The organism is Streptomyces sp. NPDC006602, assembly GCF_042870385.1.
Taxonomy (GTDB): Bacteria; Actinomycetota; Actinomycetes; order Streptomycetales; family Streptomycetaceae; genus Streptomyces.
The window spans coordinates 58,909-79,233 of the sequence record NZ_JBIAHG010000026.1; the positions used below are offsets into that span (position 1 = coordinate 58,909).

General features: G+C 71.3%; 19 protein-coding genes. 11 read left to right on the plus strand and 8 right to left on the minus strand.

Annotated features, from left to right (window positions below; genetic code table 11):
• Positions 1–15: 15 nt before the first annotated feature.
• Complete coding sequence (locus ACFYO2_RS38415; RefSeq protein ID WP_388358992.1) at positions 16–1,182, minus strand: phytanoyl-CoA dioxygenase family protein; 1,167 nt, start codon at positions 1,180–1,182, stop codon at positions 16–18.
• 123 nt (positions 1,183–1,305) lie between these two features.
• Between ACFYO2_RS38415 and ACFYO2_RS38420 the strand changes: the two genes are divergently transcribed.
• A complete protein-coding gene (locus tag ACFYO2_RS38420; protein ID WP_388358995.1) occupies positions 1,306–2,340 on the plus strand; it encodes a LacI family DNA-binding transcriptional regulator in 1,035 nt (344 codons plus the stop codon).
• Between the two features lie 37 nt (positions 2,341–2,377).
• On the opposite strand, the gene ACFYO2_RS38425 is transcribed toward ACFYO2_RS38420, so the two are convergent.
• Positions 2,378–3,043, minus strand: a complete 666-nt coding sequence (locus ACFYO2_RS38425) for a hypothetical protein (RefSeq protein WP_388358997.1) — start codon at positions 3,041–3,043, stop codon at positions 2,378–2,380.
• A 121-nt stretch (positions 3,044–3,164) separates the two neighbouring features.
• Positions 3,165–4,328 (minus strand): Gfo/Idh/MocA family protein, encoded by a 1,164-nt coding sequence (locus ACFYO2_RS38430; RefSeq protein WP_388359000.1) that lies wholly within the window; start codon positions 4,326–4,328, stop codon positions 3,165–3,167.
• A gap of 109 nt (positions 4,329–4,437) precedes the next feature.
• Between ACFYO2_RS38430 and ACFYO2_RS38435 the strand changes: the two genes are divergently transcribed.
• Positions 4,438–5,442: a LacI family DNA-binding transcriptional regulator gene (locus ACFYO2_RS38435; RefSeq protein WP_388359003.1), complete on the plus strand. Its 1,005-nt coding sequence runs from the start codon at positions 4,438–4,440 to the stop codon at positions 5,440–5,442.
• Between the two features lie 141 nt (positions 5,443–5,583).
• On the opposite strand, the gene ACFYO2_RS38440 is transcribed toward ACFYO2_RS38435, so the two are convergent.
• The 3 genes from ACFYO2_RS38440 to ACFYO2_RS38450 all read right to left on the minus strand — a co-directional run bounded on the left by ACFYO2_RS38440 (position 5,584) and on the right by ACFYO2_RS38450 (position 9,613).
• Positions 5,584–7,065 carry an MFS transporter gene (locus tag ACFYO2_RS38440; protein WP_388359006.1) on the minus strand — a complete coding sequence of 494 codons (1,482 nt, stop codon included), beginning with the start codon at positions 7,063–7,065 and terminating at the stop codon, positions 5,584–5,586.
• A 132-nt stretch (positions 7,066–7,197) separates the two neighbouring features.
• Positions 7,198–8,529, minus strand: coding sequence for a sensor histidine kinase (locus tag ACFYO2_RS38445; protein WP_388359009.1), 1,332 nt, complete (start codon positions 8,527–8,529; stop codon positions 7,198–7,200).
• Between the two features lie 46 nt (positions 8,530–8,575).
• Positions 8,576–9,613, minus strand: a complete 1,038-nt coding sequence (locus tag ACFYO2_RS38450) for a zinc-binding dehydrogenase (protein WP_388359012.1) — start codon at positions 9,611–9,613, stop codon at positions 8,576–8,578.
• 338 nt (positions 9,614–9,951) lie between these two features.
• On the opposite strand from ACFYO2_RS38450, the gene ACFYO2_RS38455 reads away from it, so the two are divergent.
• The 8 genes from ACFYO2_RS38455 (at position 9,952) to ACFYO2_RS38490 (ending at position 17,162) form a co-directional block, all read left to right on the plus strand.
• Positions 9,952–10,458: a MarR family winged helix-turn-helix transcriptional regulator gene (locus ACFYO2_RS38455; protein WP_388359014.1), complete on the plus strand. Its 507-nt coding sequence runs from the start codon at positions 9,952–9,954 to the stop codon at positions 10,456–10,458.
• Positions 10,459–10,508: 50 nt separating this feature from the next.
• Positions 10,509–11,219, plus strand: a complete 711-nt coding sequence (locus tag ACFYO2_RS38460) for a response regulator transcription factor (RefSeq protein WP_388359017.1) — start codon at positions 10,509–10,511, stop codon at positions 11,217–11,219.
• A 128-nt stretch (positions 11,220–11,347) separates the two neighbouring features.
• The gene (locus ACFYO2_RS38465; protein WP_388359020.1) at positions 11,348–11,998 is read left to right on the plus strand and encodes a GntR family transcriptional regulator; all 651 of its coding nucleotides are present in this window, start codon (positions 11,348–11,350) and stop codon (positions 11,996–11,998) included.
• 170 nt (positions 11,999–12,168) lie between these two features.
• Entirely contained in the window at positions 12,169–12,918 is a 750-nt protein-coding gene (locus tag ACFYO2_RS38470) for a PIG-L deacetylase family protein (protein WP_388359021.1), read from the plus strand.
• Positions 12,915–13,619: a 4-carboxy-4-hydroxy-2-oxoadipate aldolase/oxaloacetate decarboxylase gene (locus ACFYO2_RS38475; RefSeq protein ID WP_388359024.1), complete on the plus strand. Its 705-nt coding sequence runs from the start codon at positions 12,915–12,917 to the stop codon at positions 13,617–13,619. The genes ACFYO2_RS38470 and ACFYO2_RS38475 overlap by 4 nt, the downstream gene beginning before the upstream one ends.
• 32 nt (positions 13,620–13,651) lie before the next feature.
• Entirely contained in the window at positions 13,652–14,728 is a 1,077-nt protein-coding gene (locus ACFYO2_RS38480; RefSeq protein ID WP_388359056.1) for a 4-oxalomesaconate tautomerase, read from the plus strand.
• Positions 14,725–15,675 carry a catechol 2,3-dioxygenase gene (locus ACFYO2_RS38485; protein WP_388359027.1) on the plus strand — a complete coding sequence of 317 codons (951 nt, stop codon included), beginning with the start codon at positions 14,725–14,727 and terminating at the stop codon, positions 15,673–15,675. The genes ACFYO2_RS38480 and ACFYO2_RS38485 overlap by 4 nt, the downstream gene beginning before the upstream one ends.
• A 176-nt stretch (positions 15,676–15,851) precedes the next feature.
• Positions 15,852–17,162: an MFS transporter gene (locus ACFYO2_RS38490; protein WP_388359030.1), complete on the plus strand. Its 1,311-nt coding sequence runs from the start codon at positions 15,852–15,854 to the stop codon at positions 17,160–17,162.
• A 67-nt stretch (positions 17,163–17,229) separates the two neighbouring features.
• Here the strand turns inward: ACFYO2_RS38490 and ACFYO2_RS38495 are convergent, their stop codons facing one another.
• The gene (locus ACFYO2_RS38495; RefSeq protein WP_388359032.1) at positions 17,230–17,823 is read right to left on the minus strand and encodes an MBL fold metallo-hydrolase; all 594 of its coding nucleotides are present in this window, start codon (positions 17,821–17,823) and stop codon (positions 17,230–17,232) included.
• Positions 17,824–18,121: 298 nt separating this feature from the next.
• Between ACFYO2_RS38495 and lhgO the strand changes: the two genes are divergently transcribed.
• Positions 18,122–19,321: an L-2-hydroxyglutarate oxidase gene (lhgO, locus tag ACFYO2_RS38500; protein ID WP_388359035.1), complete on the plus strand. Its 1,200-nt coding sequence runs from the start codon at positions 18,122–18,124 to the stop codon at positions 19,319–19,321.
• 55 nt (positions 19,322–19,376) lie between these two features.
• On the opposite strand, the gene ACFYO2_RS38505 is transcribed toward lhgO, so the two are convergent.
• Positions 19,377–20,318 carry an alpha/beta hydrolase fold domain-containing protein gene (locus ACFYO2_RS38505; RefSeq protein ID WP_388359037.1) on the minus strand — a complete coding sequence of 314 codons (942 nt, stop codon included), beginning with the start codon at positions 20,316–20,318 and terminating at the stop codon, positions 19,377–19,379.
• Positions 20,319–20,325 lie beyond the last annotated feature (7 nt).

Consider the following 20,325-nt stretch of genomic DNA (forward strand, 5'->3'; position numbering starts at 1 on the left):
GTGTTCCAGGTCCTTTCAGCTTGCGCGGCGCTCGGCGCCGGCCCGTAGTTCGTCCCGAAGCGCCTCGGGTGTCCATGCCTCGCGCAGCGCCCGCCGTACCGCGTCGGCCTGAGAGGGCGGGGCCAGACCCGCGACCGGCGGATCGCTGTCGAGGTTGGTGGGGAAGGGGTAGTTCTCCGCGCTCGCCGCGATCACGTTCTCCAGCCATGCCTCGTCCGCGCCCTCGGTGCGCCGCTTGAGCAGTACGGGGAACACGGCGTTCGCGACCGCCTCGCGGTCCACCGTCTCCATGGCCCGCCCGAACGCCGAGGACACCTGGAGGAGGTTGGCCGTGCGCCGGATGTCCGTGGAGCGGTTGGTGCCGGCGGCGTGGAACAGCGCCGGGTTGAAGAAGGCCGCGTCGCCCTTCGCCAGCGGGAGTTGGACGTGGTGCTCCTCGAAGTACGCCTGGAACTCCGGCAGTCGCCACGCCAGGTAGCCCGGCTCGTAGGTCTGCGAGTACGGCAGGTACATCGTCGGCCCGGACTCGACGGGCATGTCGCAGTGCGCGACCGCGCCCTGCAGGGTGAGTACGGGGGAGAGGCGGTGCACGTGCGCCGGGTAGGCCGCCGCGACCTCGTTGGACAGGAAGCCCAGGTGGTAGTCGCGGTGTGCCGTCTGCGCCGCGCCGCCCGGGTTGACCACGTTGACCTGCGAGGTCACCTGGTAGCCCGGACCCAGCCAGGCGGTCGAGGCCAGCGCCAGGATGTCGCTCGCGTAGTAGTCGGCGAACGCCTCCGGGTCGTACAGGGCCGCCTTCTCCAGGGCGTTCCACACCCGGTCGTTGGCGCCTGGGGCGGCGAAGTGGTCGCCGGACGTCGCGCCCGAGGCGCGCTGTTCGGCGATCAGCGCGTCGAACACGGCGGAGAGCCGGTCGACGACCGCCGGATCCGGGAAGGCGCCCCGGAAGACCACGATGCCGGGGCCGCCGGTGAGGGCGCGGACCAGTTCGGCCTGGACCTCGCGCGGGTCCTCGGCGCCGCGCAGTCGCGCACTGTCGTAGATCAGGACGCCGCGCTCCGCGGAAGCGGCGTACGGGTAGTCGGCGAGGTCCGTCGGGCGCTCGACGAGCGAGCGGAGATCGGCGAGGTCGCAGTCCCGTTCGGACAGCCAGGCGCGGCGTTGTACGGAGGTGAAGGACATCGTCGTCCTTTCGGTCAAGGGAGCGGCTCGGTGACAGGGGCGACTCGGCGCTGTCATTCTTGTCAGTACAAACCCCTCGAACAACCGGCAGCGAGCCATCAAAAACCCCTCAAGGAGCCTTACGTGGGCCATCCCTTCCCGATCCGGGAGATCGCACGTCAGGCGGGCCTGAGCGAGGCCACCGTCGACCGGGTCCTGAACGCGAGGGGCGGCGTGCGCGAGAGCACCGCCCGGGAGGTCCGGCAGGCCGTCGCCGACCTCGACCGGCAGCGCACCCAGGTCCGCCTGGTCGGCCGTACCTTCATGATCGACATCGTGATGCAGGCACCGGAGCGGTTCTCCACCGCCGTCCGCGCCGCCCTGGAGGCCGAGCTGCCGTCCCTGCACCCGGCGGTCGTCCGCTCGCGCTTCCACTTCCGCGAGACCGGCCCGGTCCAGGAGCTCACCCGGACCCTGGACCGGATCGCCCGGCGCGGCTCCCAGGGCGTGGTCCTCAAAGCACCGGACGTCCCCGAGGTGACCGCGGCCGTGGGCAGGCTCGCGGAGGCGGGCATACCCGTCGTCACCCTGGTCACCGATCTGCCCGCCACCGCCCGCCTCGGCTATGTCGGCAGCGACAACCGGGCGGCCGGCGCGACCGCCGCGTACCTCATGGGACAGTGGCTCGGCGACCGTCCCGGCAATGTCCTCACCAGCCTCAGCAGCGGCTTCTTCCGCAACGAGGAGGAGCGCGAGATGGGCTTCCGCAGCGCCATGCGCACGCACCATCCCGACCGCACCCTGGTCGAGATCGCCGAGGGGCAGGGCCTGGACGCCACCCAGTACGACCTGGTCCGGGCCGCGCTGGAACGCGACCCGGACATCCGGGCGGTCTACTCGATCGGCGGCGGCAACATCGCGACCCTGCGCGCCTTCGAGGACGCGGGGCGGGAGTGCGCGGTATTCGTCGCGCACGACCTCGACCACGACAACACCCGCCTGCTGCGCGAGCACCGGCTGTCCGCCGTGCTCCACCACGACCTGCGCCAGGACCTGCGGGAGGCCTGCCACATCGTCATGCGCGCCCACGGCGCCCTGCCGCCCGCGGGACCCACGCTGCCGTCGGCGATCCAGGTGGTCACGCCGTACAACATGCCGCCCCAGGCGACGACCGGCTGACACCGGCGGCCTGGGGCGGGCCTTGCGAGGGGCCGTCTCAGTGCTGCAGCGCAGGTGATCCGGTCTGCGCGACCCGTCCGGCGCTGCGGTGGACGCTGACGCCCACGGCCAGCAGCCAGTAGCTGAGGAGGGCGCCCATCAGCGCGGTGGTGCCCCAGCCGTTCGCCGCGTAGAAGTTCGCCGGTGTGTTGCCGAAGAACAAGGACGGTACGAAAGCCAGGTTGATACCCGCGAGGACGTACGCCGACCGGCCGGTCCAGCGGGGCAACAGCCGGGTGCGGGAGACGGCGTGGCCGAAGGCGGTGAGGAACAGCGCCAGCATGATGCGGGAGATCGACCCGTAGAGGATGTAGGTACCGCTGACGTCGACGGTCGGATCGATCGGACGGTCGGCGGCGATGACCGCGCCCGCCTCGAGACCCATGGAGACCAGGGTGATCGTCGCGTAGACCAGCCCCGTGGCGGAGGCCATCGAGCCGACCCACTCGTGGGCGGGGCTCACCCCCCGGACCAGTTCGCGGAAGGCCGTCACGAACACGACCATGAGTGCGAGCGCGACGATCCCGATCAGCAGCCGCGACAGGACGTTCGCGTCCGGCGGCGGGCCCGAGTAGACGAAGTACAGCGGCACTTCGACGATGAGTGCGGCCGCGGCGGCGATGCCCGCGAGGCCCGTCAGGCGCCTGGCGAAGGTTTCGTTCATGGTTTCCCCCGAGTGTCGGTGGGCGGCTCGGCGTCGGCGTGCTTGCCGACACCTTGAAGCCTGCCGTCCCGGGGGTGAGCCGTCCCTGGGTCCAAGAGGCGGATCAGGGGTGGTCCTACCGTCACCCTCCCCGGTGTACGTCCACCCAGGCACCGCTCTCGGCCGACCGCGCCATCGCGTCCAGCGCGGCAGCGCTGTGCACGGCGTCGGTGAGGGTGGCCCCGTGCGCGGTGCCCTCGGCGATCGAGCGGAGGAAGCGGTACGCCTCGATCACCTTGAGGTCGTCGTAGCCCATGGCGTTGGCGGCGCCGGGCTGGAAGGCCCCGTACTCGCCCTCGCCGGGACCCACGTACACCGTGCTGACCGGCTGGTCCTGGTACCGGTCGCCGCGGCTGACGCCGAGTTCGTTCATCCGGCGGAAGTCCCAGAACACCGCTCCCTTGGTGCCGTGCACCTCGAAGCCGTAGTTGTTCTGCTCGCCGACCGAGACCCGGCAGGCCTCCAGGACGCCGCGGGCGCCGGAGGCGAAGCGCAGCAGACAGCTGACGTAGTCCTCGTTCTCGACCGGGCCGAGCTCGCCTCCGGACGCAAGGCTGTGACCGGCCGTGGCGCCGGTGGGGCGGGCCCGCTCCGGCACGAAGACCGCGGTGTCGGCGGTCAGGGACGTGATGTCGCCGAGCAGGTACCGGGCCAGGTCCACGCCGTGCGAGGCCAGGTCGCCCAGCACTCCGCTGCCGCCCCGCTCCCGCTCGTACCGCCAGGTCAACGCGCCCTGGGGATGGGCCGCGTAGTCGCTGAACAGGCGGACGCGGACATGGGTGACCGTGCCGATGCCGCCGGAGGTGATCAGCTCGCGGGCCGCCTCCACGGCGGGCGCGTTGCGGTAGTTGAAGCCGACGGCGCTGTGCATGCCGGCCTTGGCGGCCGCGTCCGCCACCGCCCGGGCGTCCGCCACGGTCAGACCGACCGGCTTCTCGATCCAGATGTGCTTGCCGGCCTCGGCCATCGCGACGCCGATCTCCCGGTGCAGGAAGTTCGGCGCGGTGATGCTGACGGCCCGCACCCGCGGGTCGGCGGCCACCTCGCGCCAGTCCCGGACGGCCGTGGCGAACCCGAACTGAGCAGCGGCCTCCTCCGCCCGCCCCGGGACCTCGTCCGCGACCGTCACCAGCTCCGGGCGCAGGCGCAACTTCGGGTAGTGATGCCGGACGCGGGCGTACGCCTGGCTGTGCACCCGGCCCATCCAGCCGAATCCGACGACGGCGACACCGAGCGTATCCACCATGAGCCCCTCTTTGGACCGGTCCATGAACTGTCCAAGCCACCCTGAGCGGGCTTTCCACAGGTGTCAACCCCTTTGACAAGGCGGCGCGCCGCATGGAACGGTCCACAGCATGAGACAGCCGACGATCCGGGACGTGGCCGAGAAGGCCGGCGTCTCCAAGTCGCTGGTCTCGCTCGTGCTGCGCGGCTCCGACCAGGTCCGCCCCGAGAAGCGGGACGCCGTACTGCGGGCCGTACGCGACCTCGGCTACCGCCCCAACGCCGCCGCCCGCAGCCTCAGCGAGCAGCGCACCCGCACGGTCGGAGTGCTCCTCAACGACCTGCGCAACCCCTGGTTCATCGACCTGCTCGACGGCCTGAACGCCCTCCTGCACGACCAGGGCCTGCACATGCTGCTGGGCGACGCCCGCCTCAACCGCCGCACCGGCCAGGACCTCGCCCGGCCCTTCCTGGACCTCCAGGCCGACGGTCTGGTCGTGGTCGGCACCCTGCCCGACCCGGCCGCGCTGGGGACCGTCGCCGAGCGCATACCGGTCGTCGTCGCGGGCGCCCGCGAGCCCGTCCCGCCCGGCGTCGACGTGGTCGCCGGCGACGACGAGCGGGGCGCCCGACTCATCACCGAGCACCTCATCGGCCTCGGCCACCGCCGCATCGCGCACATCGCGGGCTACGGCGCCGTCGGCGAACTGCGCCGCCGCAGCTTCGAGGCGGCCATGCGCGCCCACGGCCTCGCCGACTTGGCGCTCCTCGAGACCGGCGACATGACGGAGGAGGGCGGCTTCCGGGCCGCCGTACGGCTGCTCGGCCGACCCGGGCGGCCCACCGCCGTCGTCGCCGTCAACGACATCACCGCCGTCGGCGTGCTCTCGGCGGCCGCGGAACTGGGCCTGCGGGTCCCGCACGACCTGTCCGTCACCGGCTACGACGACACGAGCATCTCCCGGCTGCGCCACCTGTGGCTCACCACCGTCGACAACGCCGGCCACGAGGTCGGCCGCCGCGCCGCCCGCTGCCTCCTCGACCGCTTCGAGGGAGCCGGCGGGGCGGGACGGCTCCATCTGGCCGCCCCGACGCTGGAGATCCGCGGCACCACGGCCCCGCCGCTCAAAGACTGATCGCGTACACCTTCGCAGCGTCTTGGCTCCTCGGCGTGGGCGTCGTGCCGGCTGACGCGATCACCAAGTGGTCGGCGACGCAGAACGAGGCGGTGACCGCCCGTCAACCGGGTGGCCACCGCCTCGTTCTCGCGGGTGGGGTCACACCTTGGCCGCGGCGGCCTCCGTGGTCTCGGCGGGGCCGTCGGTGGCCGGCGCCGTCTGCGGGGCGCGGGGCTTCGGGATGAAGGTGGCGAAGAGGAAGGCGAGGAGGGCGGCTCCGGCGCCGATGGCCATGACGACCTTGAAGCCGTTCTCCGAGGGCAGGGGGAAGCCGCCGTAGTCGGTGGTCATCTGGGCGAGGATGACGCCGGCGATGGCGCTGGCGAAGCTGGTGCCCAGGGAGCGCATCAGGGTGTTGAGGCTGTTGGCGGCGCCGGTCTGGGTGGGGTCGACGGCGCCCATGATCAGGGCGGGCAGGGCGCCGTAGGTGAAGCCGATGCCGCCGCCGATGACGCAGGAGACCAGGACGAGGTGCCAGACCTCCGACATGAGCACGATGTTGAGGCTGTAGCCGGCGGCCACGATCAGCGCGCCGATCATCAGGGTGAGCTTGGGGCCCTTGGCCTTGGTGATGCCCGCGGACACGGCGGACATGGCCATCATCACCAGGCCCTGGGGGGCGAGGACCAGGCCGACGGTGAGCATGGACTTGCCGAGGCCGTAGCCGGTGGCCTCGGGCAGCTGGAGGAGCTGCGGCAGGACCAGGGACATCGCGAACATCGAGAAGCCGAGCGCGACGGAGGCGAGGTTGGTGAACAGCACCTGCGGGCGGGCGGTGGTGCGCAGGTCGACCAGCGGCTGGCTGGAACGCAGCTCGTAAAGGCCCCAGGCGAGCAGGATCACAACGGAAGCGATGGCGAGGCCCAGGGTGGTGGGGCTGGTCCAGCCCCAGTCGCCGCCCTTGGAGACGGCCAGCAGCAGGGTCACCAGTCCGGCCGACAGGCCCAGCGAGCCGACCAGGTCGAAGCGGCCGCCGGCTCGCACCTTGGACTCCGGTACGAGCGTCAGCACCAGCGCGAAGGCGACGGCGCCGAGGGCGGCGGAGGTCCAGAACAGGAGGTGCCAGTCCCACTTGTCGGCGATGAACGCCGCGGAGGGCAGGCCGAGGGCGCCACCGACGCCGAGGGAGGCGCTCATCATGGCCGTCGATCCGGCGAGCCGTTCGGCGGGCAGGACGTCGCGCATGATGCTGATGCCGAGCGGGATGACACCGGCGGCCAGGCCCTGCAGGGCGCGTCCGGCGATCATCGGGATGACGGAGTCGCTGAGTGCGCAGACGACCGAGCCGGCGATCAGCAGGACGATGCTGACCAGGAGCAGGCGGCGCTTGCCGTACATGTCGCCGAGGCGGCCGACCACCGGGGTGGCCACGGCGGCGGCGAGCAGGGTGGCGGTGACCGCCCAGGCGGTGTTCGAGGCGGAGGCGTCGAGCAGCTTGGGCAGCTCGGGGACGATCGGGATGACGAGCGTCTGCATCAACGCGACGACGATTCCGGCGAAGGCCAGCACCGCCACGACGGCGTTCGACCTGGACTGGGCGGGCGTCACCGCCTCGGCGGGTCGGGCAAGGGCGTCGGACATGGCAAGAGCCTCCGTCAGGACACAAGGGGGGTGTGGACAACAGTATTGCTTGACTCACTCAAGTTAATCGCAATTGATTGACTTAAGCAAGCGGAAGGTGGGTGTGACGAGTGCCACGGGCGGGGCAGGGCCTCAGGTGGCCGCGGGTTCCTCCAGCCGGTACGACTGCACCGGCAGCTCGGCGACGACTTCGAAGCCGCCCTGCGGGAGGTGCCCCACACGGATGTGGCCACCGACCGAGCGGGCACGCTCGCGCATGCCGATGAGGCCGTAACCCCCGTCAGGGGAAGGCGAGTCGGGCCGTCTGGCGCCCTCGGCGTTGACGACCCTGACGACCAGCCGGTCGTGGGTGTAGGCGAGCCGTACCTCGGCCGAGCCGGTGACGGCGTGCTTGGTCACGTTGGTCAGGGCTTCCTGCACGATCCGGTACGCCGTGAGGGCGGCGCCGGCCGACAGCGGCCGCGGATCGCCGTCGGTGGCGAGGGTGACCGCGAGGCCGGCGTGGCGGAACGAGGACGCGAGGTCCGGGAGCTGTGCGAGGCCGGGGGTGGGCGCCGGTGGCTTGTCGGTGTATGGCGTGTGGGGCATACGCTCTTCGCGATCGGTCGTGTGGGTCGTGGGAACCTTGCTGTCGACGACAGAAGGGGGGTCCACCTGGTGCCTCAACAGGCCGACGGTGGACTTGAGTTCACGCAGCGCCGCGGACGTGGTGCCGGACAGCACTCCGGCGATCCGCCCGGCCTCGTCGGGCCGCGCGGGCAGCATCCGGGTGACCGCGCCGGCCTGGAGGTTCGCCAGGACGAGATGGTGGGCGACGACGTCGTGCAGGTCCCGGGCGATGCGCATGCGCTCCTCGGTGACGCGCCGTCGCGCCTCCTCCTCCCGGGTGCGTTCCGCGTGCTCGGCGCGTGCCTGCACGGCCTCCAGATAGGCGCCGCGCAGCCGGGTCACGGTGCCCAGGGAGGTGGGCAGCAGCAGCCAGGCGGCGGGGCCGAGCAGCTTGAGGACCAGAGGTTCGTCACCGGGGCCGACGATCAGGGCGACACCGACCAGCAAGGCGATGCCGGTGCCGGCGAAGGTGTTCGCGGTCCTGCGGTCGGTGCGGACGGCCAGCGAGTGCAGCGCGACCATCAGCGGCCCCAGCAGCAGGACCGTGAGGATGTAGCCGAGCGCCGAGACGGCCGTCGCGCAGACGACCGCCACGGCCGTCGTCGTGCGGGGCAGGCCGCGGCGCCACAGCAGCGCGGCGCACGCGACCCCGGTGAGCAGGACACCGGGCCACCACGGCACGCCCGGGTCGTGGCCCGGGAGCGTGACCAGGCTGCCCGGCAGCGAGCAGGCGAAGAGCGCGGCGGCGAGCCCGGCGTCGACAGCGTGGGGGCGGGCCGGCGGCAGGCGTTGCGGATTGTCGATCATGGTGTGGGGATTCCCGTCCGGTGCTGTCACCGCGGTGCGGACCGCCACGGGTTCCTGCCGGCCGGAGGCGGCGGCAGGAACCCGGGAAGGTTCGTCACTCGTCGAAGGTGACGACGACCTTCTCCGCGGCGCCCGGGGTCAGTGCGAGCTCGAAGGCCTTGTCCACCTCGGAGAACGGGACCTGGTGGCTGATCAGCCTGGCGAAGCGGTCCTTGTGCTCCGCGAGCTCCGCCGTGACCTCGAAGATCTCGGTCGGGTAGCCCTGGGAGGCGATGAGGGTGAGTTCGCTGCGGAGCATGCCGCCGAGGTCGATGGCGTCGGACTTCTTCTGCACGGCGACCATGACCATCTTGGCCTTCCACTTCGCGGAGTCGACGGCGGCCTGGAAGACGGCGGGCACCCCGGCGGCGTCGATGTAGATGTCCGTGCCGGCGCGGGGCTGGCCGAGCGCGTTGGCGGCCTCGCCGTGCAGCTCGGTCAGGCGCTCGGTGACGTTCTCGGTGGCCGAGTTGATGACCGCGTCGGCGCCGACCGCCAGTGCCGTCTCCAGGCGTGAGGGGATGACGTCGGCGACGACCACGTGCTCGACGCCGCGCAGCTTCAGCCAGATGGCGGCGCCCAGACCGATGGGTCCGGCGCCGAAGACGACGACCTTGTCGCCCGGCTTCGCCTCGGAGCGGTTGACGCAGTGGCGGGCGACCGCCATCGGCTCGTTGAGGGCGGCGACGGCGAAGGGGACGTCGTCGGGGAAGACGGCGACGCTCTTGCCGATCTCGGCGTCCCTGATGAGCAGGTACTCGTCCATGCCTCCGAGGTCGCCGCCGCAGCCGATGATGCCGGTCGGGGACCCCTGCGGATTGACGACCACACGGTTGCCCACCTTCAGGTCGGTGACCTCGGCGCCCACTTCGACGACCTCGCCCGCCGGCTCGTGTCCCAGCGGAATGGCACGCTTCGAGCCGTCCGCGCCGGTGGGCATGCCGCCCAGGTGGAGGAAGAAGGTGTCGGTGCCGCAGATGCCGCAGGCGCGGATCCGTACCAGTGCGTCCTTGGGGCCGGGCACGGGGCGCTCGACATCCACCACGTCGATCTCGTTCTCGGCGCCGGTCAGGACGGACTTCATCGTGGCCATGGAGGGTCTCACTTTCTGGAGGTGCTGGTGACAGGGGGTGTCGTGACAGGTGTTGCCGTGCTCGTGCGAGCTCTGACAGGGCGGGGGAGGACGGTTGCCCGACCAGTTGTCGTCTGTATGCGTCGCCGGGCCGGCGGCGGACGGGGGAGTGCCGCCACCGGCCCGGCGACCGCGCCGCGCCTGTCCCCACAGGTTCGGCGCGAAGGGGGCCGCCTCCGCTGGAAGCGGCCCCGGTCCGAGGTCGTCTTGCTTGACTTAGGCAAGCATAAGCGCATTACTTAAGTCAAGCAACCTTCCGCATATTGCTTAAGTCAGGCAACTACCTCTAAGGTGATCGCATGCCCGCACAGTCGCCCACCGCAGCGCCCGTCTCGACGAACGTGGCCGAGATCGAGCGGTTCCTCACTCGTGTCACCTACCTGGCCGGCCGCGCCCGGCAGCACGAGCGCCTGATGGCCCTGGCCGGACTGGCGCTGGACCGGGCCGCCGTGGCCATCCTGCGGCACATCGCGGAGAGCGAGCCGCTGCGCCCCGGAGTGCTGGCGGTCCGCCTGTCGGTGGAGGCGTCCCATGTCACCCGGCAGCTACGGCAGTTGGAGCAGGACGGGTACGTGGTCCGGGTCGCCGACCCCGACGACCGGCGCGCCCAGCGCATCCAGATCACGGACGCCGGCCTGGCGGCGGTCGAACGCATACGGGAGGTGAGTCGCCGGGGTATGGAGATGGCTCTGGCCGACTGGTCCGAGGAGGACATCGAGCAGCTCGCCGCGCTGTTCCGCCGGATGGTCGGCGACTTCGTGGCCCACGCCGAGGACCGGCTCGACGTTCCCCCCGTCGCCTCCTGACCGAGCGGACCGTCGCCGTGAAGCACAGTCCGCCCACGAATGGTCTCGCCATGTACGGGAATCCCGGCACACGGCCTCCCCGCGGGGACGGCCAGCACCTCCTGGTCGTCGTCGACGATCCCGGCGACACCGAACTGCTCGCCACCACACTGGAGTTGGCCGGCTACCGGGTCGGCACCGCGGGCACCGGCGCCGAGGGCATGGCCCGCCTGGCCCGGCACCGGTTCGACCTCGTGGTGTGGGACACCGGGCTGCCCGACGTGAGGGACCTCGCCCGAGGCCGCCGGACCGCACCCGCGGACCGCCCGCCGCTGCTCTTCCTGGCCGGCTGCGACGCCCTGCAGAGCCTGGTCCCCGAACTGGGCTCGGGGCGCGAGGACTACGTCACCAAGCCGGTCCGGATCGCCGAGGTGCTGGCCCGCGTCCAGGTCCTGCTGCGCGGCCGGCGCCCCGCTGCGCCCACGGGGGTTCCGTGCTACGGCGATCTCGTCCTGGATGACGCCACGTGCCGGGCCGGCCGCGGGCCGCGTCCCCTCGACCTCACCCCCGCCGAGTACCGCCTCCTGCGCCATCTGCTGGCCAACGCCGAGCATGTGCTGTCCAAGGAGCAGATCTGCCGGTACGTCTGGGGCGAGTACCGCGCCGACCAGGCCATCGAGAAGCTCGTCTCGCGGCTGCGGCGCAAGGTGGACCAGGAGGACCCCGCCCTCATCCACACTCGCCGCGGCTTCGGCTACTGGCTCGGCTGCGCCACTCCCTGAAGCGGGCTGCGGGCGTCCTGTGGGACATTCCTGGGAAGATCCATGCCCGCAATACGGCGGACAAAATTGTTGACAATCTTGTCTGGCTAGATTTAGGTTCGACAGGCACTCACTCAGGGAGGGCAACGATGCCGAAAGAAGCCCGTCCGAGCACCGGAGAGCAGGCCAAACAGCACGCGCTCGCGCAGCTGCGGCAGGCGATCCTGCACGGCGACATGGCACCGGCACAACGGCTGGTGGAGAACGAACTCGCCGAGCAGTTCGGGGTGACACGGGCCAGCATCCGTGCGGCTCTGATCGACCTGGAGTCCCAGGGGCTCGTCGAGCGGATCCGCAACCGCGGCTCGCGGGTGCGGGTGGTGACCGTGGAGGAAGCGGTCGCCATCACCGAGTGCCGGATGGTCCTCGAAGGTCTGTGCGCCGCGAAGGCGGCCGTCGCCGCCAGCGACGAGCAGCTCGCCGAACTGACGGAACTGGGCACGGCCATGACCAAGGCCGTGGCCGACGGCGAACCCGTGACCTACTCCGACCTCAACCACGAACTGCACACCAGGATCCGGGAGTTCTCGGGCCAGCGGACCGCCCTGGAACTCCTCGAGCGGCTCAACGCCCAACTGGTGCGTCACCGTTTCCAGTTGGCGCTGAGGCCGGGGCGTCCGCAGCAGTCCCTGAATGAGCATCTGGCGATGATCGAGGCGATCAGGGCCAGGGACCCGCAGGCGGCCGAGACGGCCGTCCGCGCCCACCTCACCAGCGTGATCGAGGCGCTGCGCGTCTGAGCCGCGCGAGGCGGGCGCACACCCGTCCACTCCGGCGAGTGAGCCGAAGGGGCGCGCCGGCATCGAGAGCGTGACCGCGCCGTGGCCCGAAGGGCTGAGCACGGTCGGGGACTCGGCACCGGCTGGAGCGCCCCGGAGGCGAACCGCCCGAACAGAGAGCGATGTGAGCCATGACGCACCCAGGCGCGCCCGCCACCCCACGGTCGACACTCGTCGTCACCGCGCACGCCGGGGACTTCGTGTGGAGAGCGGGCGGAGCCATCGCCCTGTCCGCCTCCCGCGGCGAGAAGGTCACCATCGCCTGCCTGACCTTCGGTGAGCGCGGCGAGTCCGCCAAGGCCTGGCGCGAGGGTAAAAAGCTGGAGGAGATCAAGGCGATACGCCGCGACGAGGCCGAGCGCGCAGCCGCCACCCTGGGCGCCGAGGTCCGCTTCTTCGACGCCGGCGACTACCCGCTGCTCGTCACCCCCGAGCTCACCGACCGGCTCGTCGAGGTCTACCGCGACACCCAGCCCGACATCGTGCTCACCCACCCGACCGAGGACCCCTACAACGGCGACCACCCGGCCGCCAGCCGGATGGCCCTGGAGGCCCGGGTCCTCGCCCAGGCCATCGGCTACCCCGGGCCCGGCGAGATCATCGGCGCCCCGCCGGTCTTCTACTTCGAGCCGCACCAGCCCGAGATGAGCGGCTTCAAGCCCGAGGTGCTGCTCGACATCACCGAGGTGTGGGACACCAAGCGCAAGGCCATGGAGTGCCTGGGCGCCCAGCAGCACCTGTGGGACTACTACACCGACCTCGCCGTCCGCCGAGGCGTGCAGCTCAAGCGCAACGCCGGCCCGAACCTGGGGCTCGCGCACAAGACCATGGCCGAGGCCTACATGCGTCCGTACCCGCAGATCGCGAAGGAGCTGGCATGAGCGGCGTCATCGTCACCAACCCGCCGAAGGCCGACGCGAAGGACGTCGACTCCCTCGCACAGTACGGCGTGGCGACCGTCAGCGAGGCCATGGGCCGCACCGGTCTGCTCGGCCCGGAGATCCGCCCGATCCAGCAGGGCGTACGGGTCGCGGGTACCGCGGTCACCGTGCTCAGCTGGCCCGGCGACAACCTCATGATCCACGCCGCCGTCGAGCAGTGCGGCGAGGGCGACATCCTGGTCGTCACCACCACCTCGCCGTCCACCGACGGCATGTTCGGCGAGCTGTTCGCCACCGCGCTCCAGCGGCGCGGCGTGCGCGGCGTGATCAGCAACGCCGGCATCCGCGACACCCAGGAGTTGCGCGACATGGACTTCCCGGCCTGGTCGCGTGCCGTCTCCGCACAGGGCACCGTCAAGGCCACCGGCGGCTCGGTCAACGTCCCCGTCGCCGTCGACGGCCAGGTGATCCGGGCCGGCGACGTGGTCCTCGCCGACGACGACGGCGTGGTCGTCGTCCCCCGTGAGCGCGTGCGCGCCACCGTGGAGGCGTCCGAGGCCCGCGAGGCCAAGGAGGCCAAGGCCCGCGCCGCCTTCCTCGACGGTCAACTAGGCCTGGACCGCTACGGGTTGCGGGAGAACTTGAAGAGGCTGGGCGTCGCGTACAAGACGTATGACGAGTACGAAGGGGAGCGGTCGTGACCCCCGTGCCCGGGGAAGTGCCCTGCCTGCTGATGCGGGGCGGCACCTCCAAGGGTGCTTACTTCCTTGCCGACGACCTTCCCGCCGAACCGGCCCTGCGTGACGAACTGTTGCTGCGGATCATGGGCAGCCCCGACGAGCGGCAGATCGACGGCCTGGGCGGCGCCCACCCGCTCACCAGCAAAGTGGCCGTGGTCTCGCCATCCGCCGACCCGCGGGCCGACGTCGACTACCTGTTCCTCCAAGCCATGGTCGACGAGCCGGGGGTGAGTGATCGTCAGAACTGCGGGAACATCCTCGCCGGCATCGGACCGTTCGCCGTCGAACGCGGGCTCGTGGCCGCGGGGGAGGAGGAGACCTCCGTCCGTATCCGCATGGTCAACACCGGCGACTACGCGACGGCGACCTTCCCGACCCCTGGCGGCCGGGTGCGCTACACCGGGGACGCCGAGATCTCGGGCGTGCCCGGGACGGCCGCGCCGGTGGTGATCGAGTTCCCGCCCGCCGCCGGTGAGTTGCTCCCGACCGGCAACGTCCGCGACGAGATCGACGGTGTGCCGGTCACCTGTGTGGACAACGGCATGCCGACGGTCCTCATCGAGGCCGTCTCGCTCAAGGTCACCGGCTACGAGGTGCCCGCCGAGCTGGAGGCCGACGAAGTGCTGGCCGACCGGCTCCGTACGATCCGCCTGGAGGCGGGTCGTCTGATGGGCCTCGGTGACGTCTCGAACGCCACCGTGCCCAAGCTCACGTTGCTCGCCCCGCCCAGGAACGGCGGCGTGGTCACCACCCGCACCTTCATCCCGGTGCGGTGCCACACCTCCATCGGAGTGCTCGGCGCGGCGAGCGTGGCGGCCGGCCTGCGGATCGAAGGCAGCACGGGGTACGACCTCGCGGAACTCGACCCCGTCAGTGACCGGGTTCGTATCGAACACCCGACGGGGTTCCTCGACATCGAAAGCAGCCTCACCACCACCCCCGACGGAGTGCCCTCGGCCCGCCGTACCGCCGTGGTCCGCACGGCCCGCAAGATCTTCGACGGCACCGTCTTCCCCCGGTCCGCCGAGACGGCACCGCTTCCCCCGCCCACCCAAGGAGGTCAACGATGACTCCGCCGCTCGGCGACATCGCCCACATCGGCCACGCCCAGCTGTTCACCCCGGACCTGGACGCCAGCGTCGCCTTCTTCACCGACTACCTGGGGCTCACCGTCAACGGGCAGGACGGCGACACGGTCCACCTGCGGACCTTCGACGACTACGAACACCACAGCCTGGTCCTCACTGCCCGCGAGCAGCCCGGCCTCGGCCGGCTCGCCCTGCGCACCTCCAGCGAGGAGGCGCTCCAGCGCCGTGTCAAGGCGGTCGAGCAGGCGGGCGGCACCGGCCACTGGGTCGAGGACGAACCCGGCCTCGGCAAGCTCTACGTCACCATCGACCCCGACGGCCACGAGCACGCCCTGTACTGGGAGAGTGAGCACTACCGGGCCCCCGACGAGCTGAGGCCCGCGCTGAAGAACCAGCCGCAGGCCAAGCCCAACCGGGGCGTGGGGGTGCGGCGTCTGGACCACATCAACTTCCTCGCCGTCGACGTGCTCGCCAACGCCGAGTTCCAGCAAAACGTCCTCGGCGCACGGCCCACCGAGCAGATCCGGCTCGACACGGGCCAGATCGCGGCACGCTGGCTGACGTACACGAACAAGTCGTACGACGTCGTCTACACCTCGGACTGGACCGGCTCGGCCGGCCGGCTGCACCACATCGCGTTCGCGACCGACACCCGCGAGGACATCCTGCGCGCGGCCGACCTCGCCATCGACAACGGCGTGTTCATCGAGACGGGCCCGCACAAGCACGCCATCCAGCAGACGTTCTTCCTGTACGTCTACGAGCCCGGCGGCAACCGCATCGAGTTGTGCAACCCGCTCACACGGCTGGTGCTGGCACCCGACTGGCCGCTGATCACCTGGACCGAGGAGGAGCGCAAGAAGGGGCAGGCCTGGGGGCTGAAGACCATCGAGTCCTTCCATACGCACGGCACGCCGCCGATCGCGTAACCCCCCCCGGGTCTCCGTGCCGCCACGACGATTCTTGATTGTCGATGAGATTGTTGACAAAAACGTTGACGTAAATCAGTGCGGCTCTCTAGCGTCGGGCACCCCGCACGCACGAGAGGAAACAAAGATGTCCTCCTCCCCCCCTGTCCGCCCGCGGCAGCAGACTGGCCCTTCTGGTGGTCGGCCTGTGCTGGCTGGCCGTCCTCTTCGACGGCCTGGACATGTTCATCTACGGCTCGGTGCTGCCCCACCTGCTGGAGACGAAGACCTTCGGCCTCACCCCGGACACGGCCGGTGACCTCGGCAGCTACGCCACCTTCGGCATGCTGGTCGGCGCCCTGACCGCGGGCACGATCGCCGACCGGATCGGCCGCAAGAAGCTGATGGTGTCCTGCGTCGTCCTGTTCTCGCTGGCCTCCGGCGTGTGCGCGATGGCCGACGGCGTCGCGGTGTTCGGCCTCGGCCGGACCCTGGCCGGTGTCGGCCTCGACGGCCTGCTGCCCACCGCGATCAGCATGGTCTCCGACTACGCCCCGCGCGGCCGCGGCGCCCTCGTCATCGGCCTGCTGATGACCGCGCACCACGCGGGCGGCATCCTCTCCGCCTACGTGGCCAAGTGGCTCATCGACCCGGTCGGCTGGCGTGCCGCGTTCTGGGTCTGCGTGCTGCCGCTGCTCTTCGCCCCGGTGCTCGCCAGATTCCTGCCCGAGTCGCTCAGCTTCCTTCTCGCCAAGGGCCGCGGCGACGAGGCCCGCGAGCTGGCCACCCGCTACGACGTCGAGCTGCCAGCCGCCAAGTCCGACAAGCCGGGAGCCGCCGCCCGCTGGACGAACCTGGTGAACCTGTTCCGCGGCGGCGAGTGGATCCAGACCCTGCTGTACTGGCCGGCCTCCTTCGGCGGCCTGCTGCTGGTCTACGGCGTCGCCACCTGGCTGCCCACCCTGATGCGCGCCGAGGGCTACGAACTGGGCTCCGCCCTGTCCTTCGTCGTCGTCTTCAACCTCGGCGGCATCGTGGGCATGCTGGTCGCCGGCCGGGCCGCGGACCTCCCCCACCCTCGGCTTCGCTCGGGCGGGGGGACCCCCACCGGCGCCCCGCGCATCTCGGCGATCTGGTTCGCGCTGACCGCCGCGGGCGTCTTGCTGCTCAGCGTCCACATGCCGATGAGCGTGACGATGATCGTCGTCTTCCTCACGGGCGTCTTCCTCAACAGCGCCCAGACGATGATCTACGCGACGGTCTCCATCCGCTCCACCGCGGACAGCCGGGCCACCGCGGTCGGCTGGACCTCCGGCATGGGCCGCTTCGGCGCCGTCTTCGGCCCGTGGCTCGGCGGCCAGCTCCTCGCCGCGGGCAACGGCGACTGGGGCTTCACCGCCTTCGCCCTCGCCGGGCTCTCGTCCATGGTGTTCATCGGCATCGCCGCGGTGCGCGGCGGCCCGCGGACGCCGAAGAGCGCCGAGCACGAGCTCGTCAGCGCCCATTGAGCAGTGAGCCTCGGGGGAGTGGACGGACGTCGGCCACCGCAGCGGACGCGGGGGCCGGCGTCCCGCGTCAGAGGCCGATGACCAGGTCCGCGGTGGCGACGCCCACAGGACGGACGAAGGCTTCCGCGGCTGCCTTCACGGCCTCGGAAGGGTCCGTGCCCGGCCACAGGTGGGTGAGCAACAGCCGTGCGATGCCCGCCTGTCGGGCGTACCGCCCGGCCAGCCGTGCGGTCAGCAGATACGGCGCGTCCGTGGCGGAGGGAACCCGGTGTACGTACGTGGCTTCGGACAGGAAGAGATCCGCGCCTTCGGCGAGGCGCGGAATGTCGTCGCTGGGGCCGGTATCGCCGGTCGGTTTGTCGAGCGCCAGCACGGCGTCCACGGCCCCGTGCGGCGCGAAGACGGGCAGGGCCGGAGGCGGGCTGTCGCTCAACCCCCGTGCGCGCAGCAGTGGGTTGAGGTCGGCGCAGTGGTCGGGGTGCCCGTGGCTGACCAGGACCGCGTCGACCGCGTCGGCCGTGGTGTGCAGCAGCAGGCGGGGAAACGTGGCGTAACCGGGGTCGACGAGCAGGCGGAAGCCCGCGTACTCGACGAGGTAGCCGCTGCACGCCTGAGTCGCGGTGGGCCAGGCGCCGCAGCCGCCGAGAACCGTCAGTCTCATGGCAGAACCCTGACGGCGGGTCCTGGAAGGCCGGTCGGTGCTCAGTCCCTGCCCGTCTGGTCCTCGGCCGAAAGGTGTTCCACGTCTTGCTTGCCGATGTTGCGGAAGAGATGCGGGATCGGCGACGGAATGCACGTGGTGTCGAATCGGTCCAGCTTGGTCGCCCTTCGGCGGGTTCCGTGGCTCCGGCACGGCCTACAAGGAGCAAGGTGATGGGGTCCTGCGCTTCTCCACGCGCGTGAAGGCCGTCGCCGTCCACTTCGACGCGTGACGCCCGTACCCCAAGGAGGCAACCGTCATGGCTGACGAGACCATCGGCATCGTCGGCGCCGGCATCGTGGGCCTGGCCACCGCCCGCGAGATCGCCCTGCGCCGCCCCGGCACCCGAGTCGTGGTGCTGGAGAAGGAGCACGAGGTCGCCGTCCACCAGACCGGCCACAACTCGGGCGTCGTCCACGCCGGCATCTACTACGCGCCGGGCAGCCTGAAAGCCGACCTGTGCGTACGGGGCGTGGCCCTGCTGCGTGAGTACTGCGGGGAGCGCGGACTGCCGTACGAGGAGATCGGCAAGCTCGTCATCGCCGTGCGCGAGGACGAGCTGGACCGCATGGAGAACCTCTACCGGCGGGCCCGGAACAACCACGTGCCCGACCTGCGGAGGGTCTCCAGGGAGGAGATCAGGGAGATCGAGCCGCACGCCGGCGGCATCGCGGCCCTGCACTCCCCGCGCACCGCGATCACCGACTACAAGGCGATCGCCCGCGAGTTCGCGCGGGACATCGAGACCTCCGGCGGCGAGGTGCGCCTCGACTTCCCCGTCACCTCGATCACCAACGTCCCCGGCGGCATCGAGGTCGCCTCCGGCCAGGACCGGATCCGCGTCGACCGGCTGATCCTCTGCGCGGGACTGCACTCGGACGCCGTCGCCCGGCTCGCCCAGGACAGGCAAGAGCCGCGGATCATCCCGTTCCGGGGCGAGTACATGCTGCTCAAGCCGGAGAAGACGGACCTCGTCCGAGGGCTGGTCTATCCGGTGCCCGACCCGCGCTACCCCTTCCTCGGCGTGCACTTCACACCCCGCGTCGACGGCTCGGTCGAGGTCGGCCCGAACGCCGTCCTGGCCCTGGCCCGCGAGGGCTACCGGCGCGGCCGCATCTCGGCCAGGGACCTGCTCGGCCTCGCCGGCTACCCCGGTACCTGGAGGATGGCCGCCCAGCACTGGCGTACCGGCATCAAGGAGTACCGCGGGTCGTTCTCCACGGCCGCTTTCATGAAGGACGCGGGGCGGTACGTCCCCGGCGTCGGCGTGTCCGACGTGGTGCGCGGCGGCGCGGGCGTCCGCGCCCAGGCCCTGGACCGGGACGGCACGCTCCTGGACGACTTCCGCATCCACCGGGCCGGCCGGGTCACCGCCGTCCGCAACGCCCCCTCGCCGGCCGCCACGGCCTCCATGGCGATCGCCGGACACATCGTCGACGCCGTTTTCGGCGACGCGTGACGGCGCATCACGGCGTATGACGACGCGTGGAGCAATCAGTGAACCCTTGTCTCCCTCAGGAGCGGACGGCCTCCCGTACCCGGCGGGCGATCAAGGCGTACGTCTCCCGCGCCTTGTCGTCGTCCGAGCCGTCATACCCGTGGTCGGACCCGGCCACGTCGTGGTGACCGACCAGGGCCCCGGTCTTCCGCAGCCGGTCGGCGTAGCTCTCGGCCTCCGCCCGCAGCAGGTCCTGCTCGGCCGTGATGACGAAGGCCGGGGCGATGCCCGTCAGATCCGCGGTGTCGGAGGGGTGGGCGGGCGACACCAGCCGGTCGGTGCGCTGCCGGACGTCCGGGACGTACGACGTGTCGAAGATGTCGGCCATCCAGGGCCGCAGCATCGGCCGGTCGACGGCGGCGCGCTTGTGCCGGGCACCGGTCGCGAGGTCCAGCGGGGGATAGTGCAGGACCTGGAGCGCGATCGCGGGACCGCCCTCCTCCAGGGCCTGGCGTGCCACGGCCGCCGCGAGCCCGCCGCCCGCGCTCTGCCCGCCCACGGTGAGGCGGCCGCCGTCCCAGCCGTGTTCGGCGCCGTGCTCGGCGACCCAGCGGACGACCTCGTACGCCTGCCTCGGCGGAGCCGGGAACGGGTGCTGCGGGGCGACCACGTAGTCCACGTTGATCACCACGACCCCCGCCCGAGCGGCGAGGAAGCGGCACAGCGGGTCGTCCATCTCCGTGAGAGCTATGACGAAGCCGCCGCCGTGGAAGTTCACGTGCACCGGCGGCGCCCCCTCGCCGGCCTCGTCCGCCGCGGGCAAGTACACCGCCACCCGGGCCGGGGCCACGGACGTGGGAATCGTCAACTCCTTTACAGCACGCGGGAATTCCGGGAAGCGGGCGTGTGAGGCCGCCGCCGAGCCGCGTCCGCCGGCACGCCGGTCGGCGAGCAGGGTCATCCGTTGCATCGACTTGGCGGCGAGGGTGGCCACCGCGGGCCGGGCCAGGAAAGACATGCCGATT

Bases quoted from the DNA above. Each gene is read 5' to 3' on its own strand.
- ACFYO2_RS38415 (WP_388358992.1), bottom strand. From the start codon at position 1,182: ATGTCCTTCACCTCCGTACAACGCCGCGCCTGGCTGTCCGAACGGGAC.
- ACFYO2_RS38425 (WP_388358997.1), bottom strand. From the start codon at position 3,043: ATGAACGAAACCTTCGCCAGGCGCCTGACGGGCCTCGCGGGCATCGCC.
- ACFYO2_RS38430 (WP_388359000.1), bottom strand. From the start codon at position 4,328: ATGGTGGATACGCTCGGTGTCGCCGTCGTCGGATTCGGCTGGATGGGC.
- ACFYO2_RS38435 (WP_388359003.1), top strand. From the start codon at position 4,438: ATGAGACAGCCGACGATCCGGGACGTGGCCGAGAAGGCCGGCGTCTCC.
- ACFYO2_RS38440 (WP_388359006.1), bottom strand. From the start codon at position 7,065: ATGTCCGACGCCCTTGCCCGACCCGCCGAGGCGGTGACGCCCGCCCAG.
- ACFYO2_RS38450 (WP_388359012.1), bottom strand. From the start codon at position 9,613: ATGGCCACGATGAAGTCCGTCCTGACCGGCGCCGAGAACGAGATCGAC.
- ACFYO2_RS38455 (WP_388359014.1), top strand. From the start codon at position 9,952: ATGCCCGCACAGTCGCCCACCGCAGCGCCCGTCTCGACGAACGTGGCC.
- ACFYO2_RS38460 (WP_388359017.1), top strand. From the start codon at position 10,509: ATGTACGGGAATCCCGGCACACGGCCTCCCCGCGGGGACGGCCAGCAC.
- ACFYO2_RS38465 (WP_388359020.1), top strand. From the start codon at position 11,348: ATGCCGAAAGAAGCCCGTCCGAGCACCGGAGAGCAGGCCAAACAGCAC.
- ACFYO2_RS38470 (WP_388359021.1), top strand. From the start codon at position 12,169: ATGACGCACCCAGGCGCGCCCGCCACCCCACGGTCGACACTCGTCGTC.
- ACFYO2_RS38475 (WP_388359024.1), top strand. From the start codon at position 12,915: ATGAGCGGCGTCATCGTCACCAACCCGCCGAAGGCCGACGCGAAGGAC.
- ACFYO2_RS38480 (WP_388359056.1), top strand. From the start codon at position 13,652: ATGCGGGGCGGCACCTCCAAGGGTGCTTACTTCCTTGCCGACGACCTT.
- ACFYO2_RS38485 (WP_388359027.1), top strand. From the start codon at position 14,725: ATGACTCCGCCGCTCGGCGACATCGCCCACATCGGCCACGCCCAGCTG.
- ACFYO2_RS38495 (WP_388359032.1), bottom strand. From the start codon at position 17,823: ATGAGACTGACGGTTCTCGGCGGCTGCGGCGCCTGGCCCACCGCGACT.
- lhgO (WP_388359035.1), top strand. From the start codon at position 18,122: ATGGCTGACGAGACCATCGGCATCGTCGGCGCCGGCATCGTGGGCCTG.
- ACFYO2_RS38505 (WP_388359037.1), bottom strand. From the start codon at position 20,318: ATGTCTTTCCTGGCCCGGCCCGCGGTGGCCACCCTCGCCGCCAAGTCG.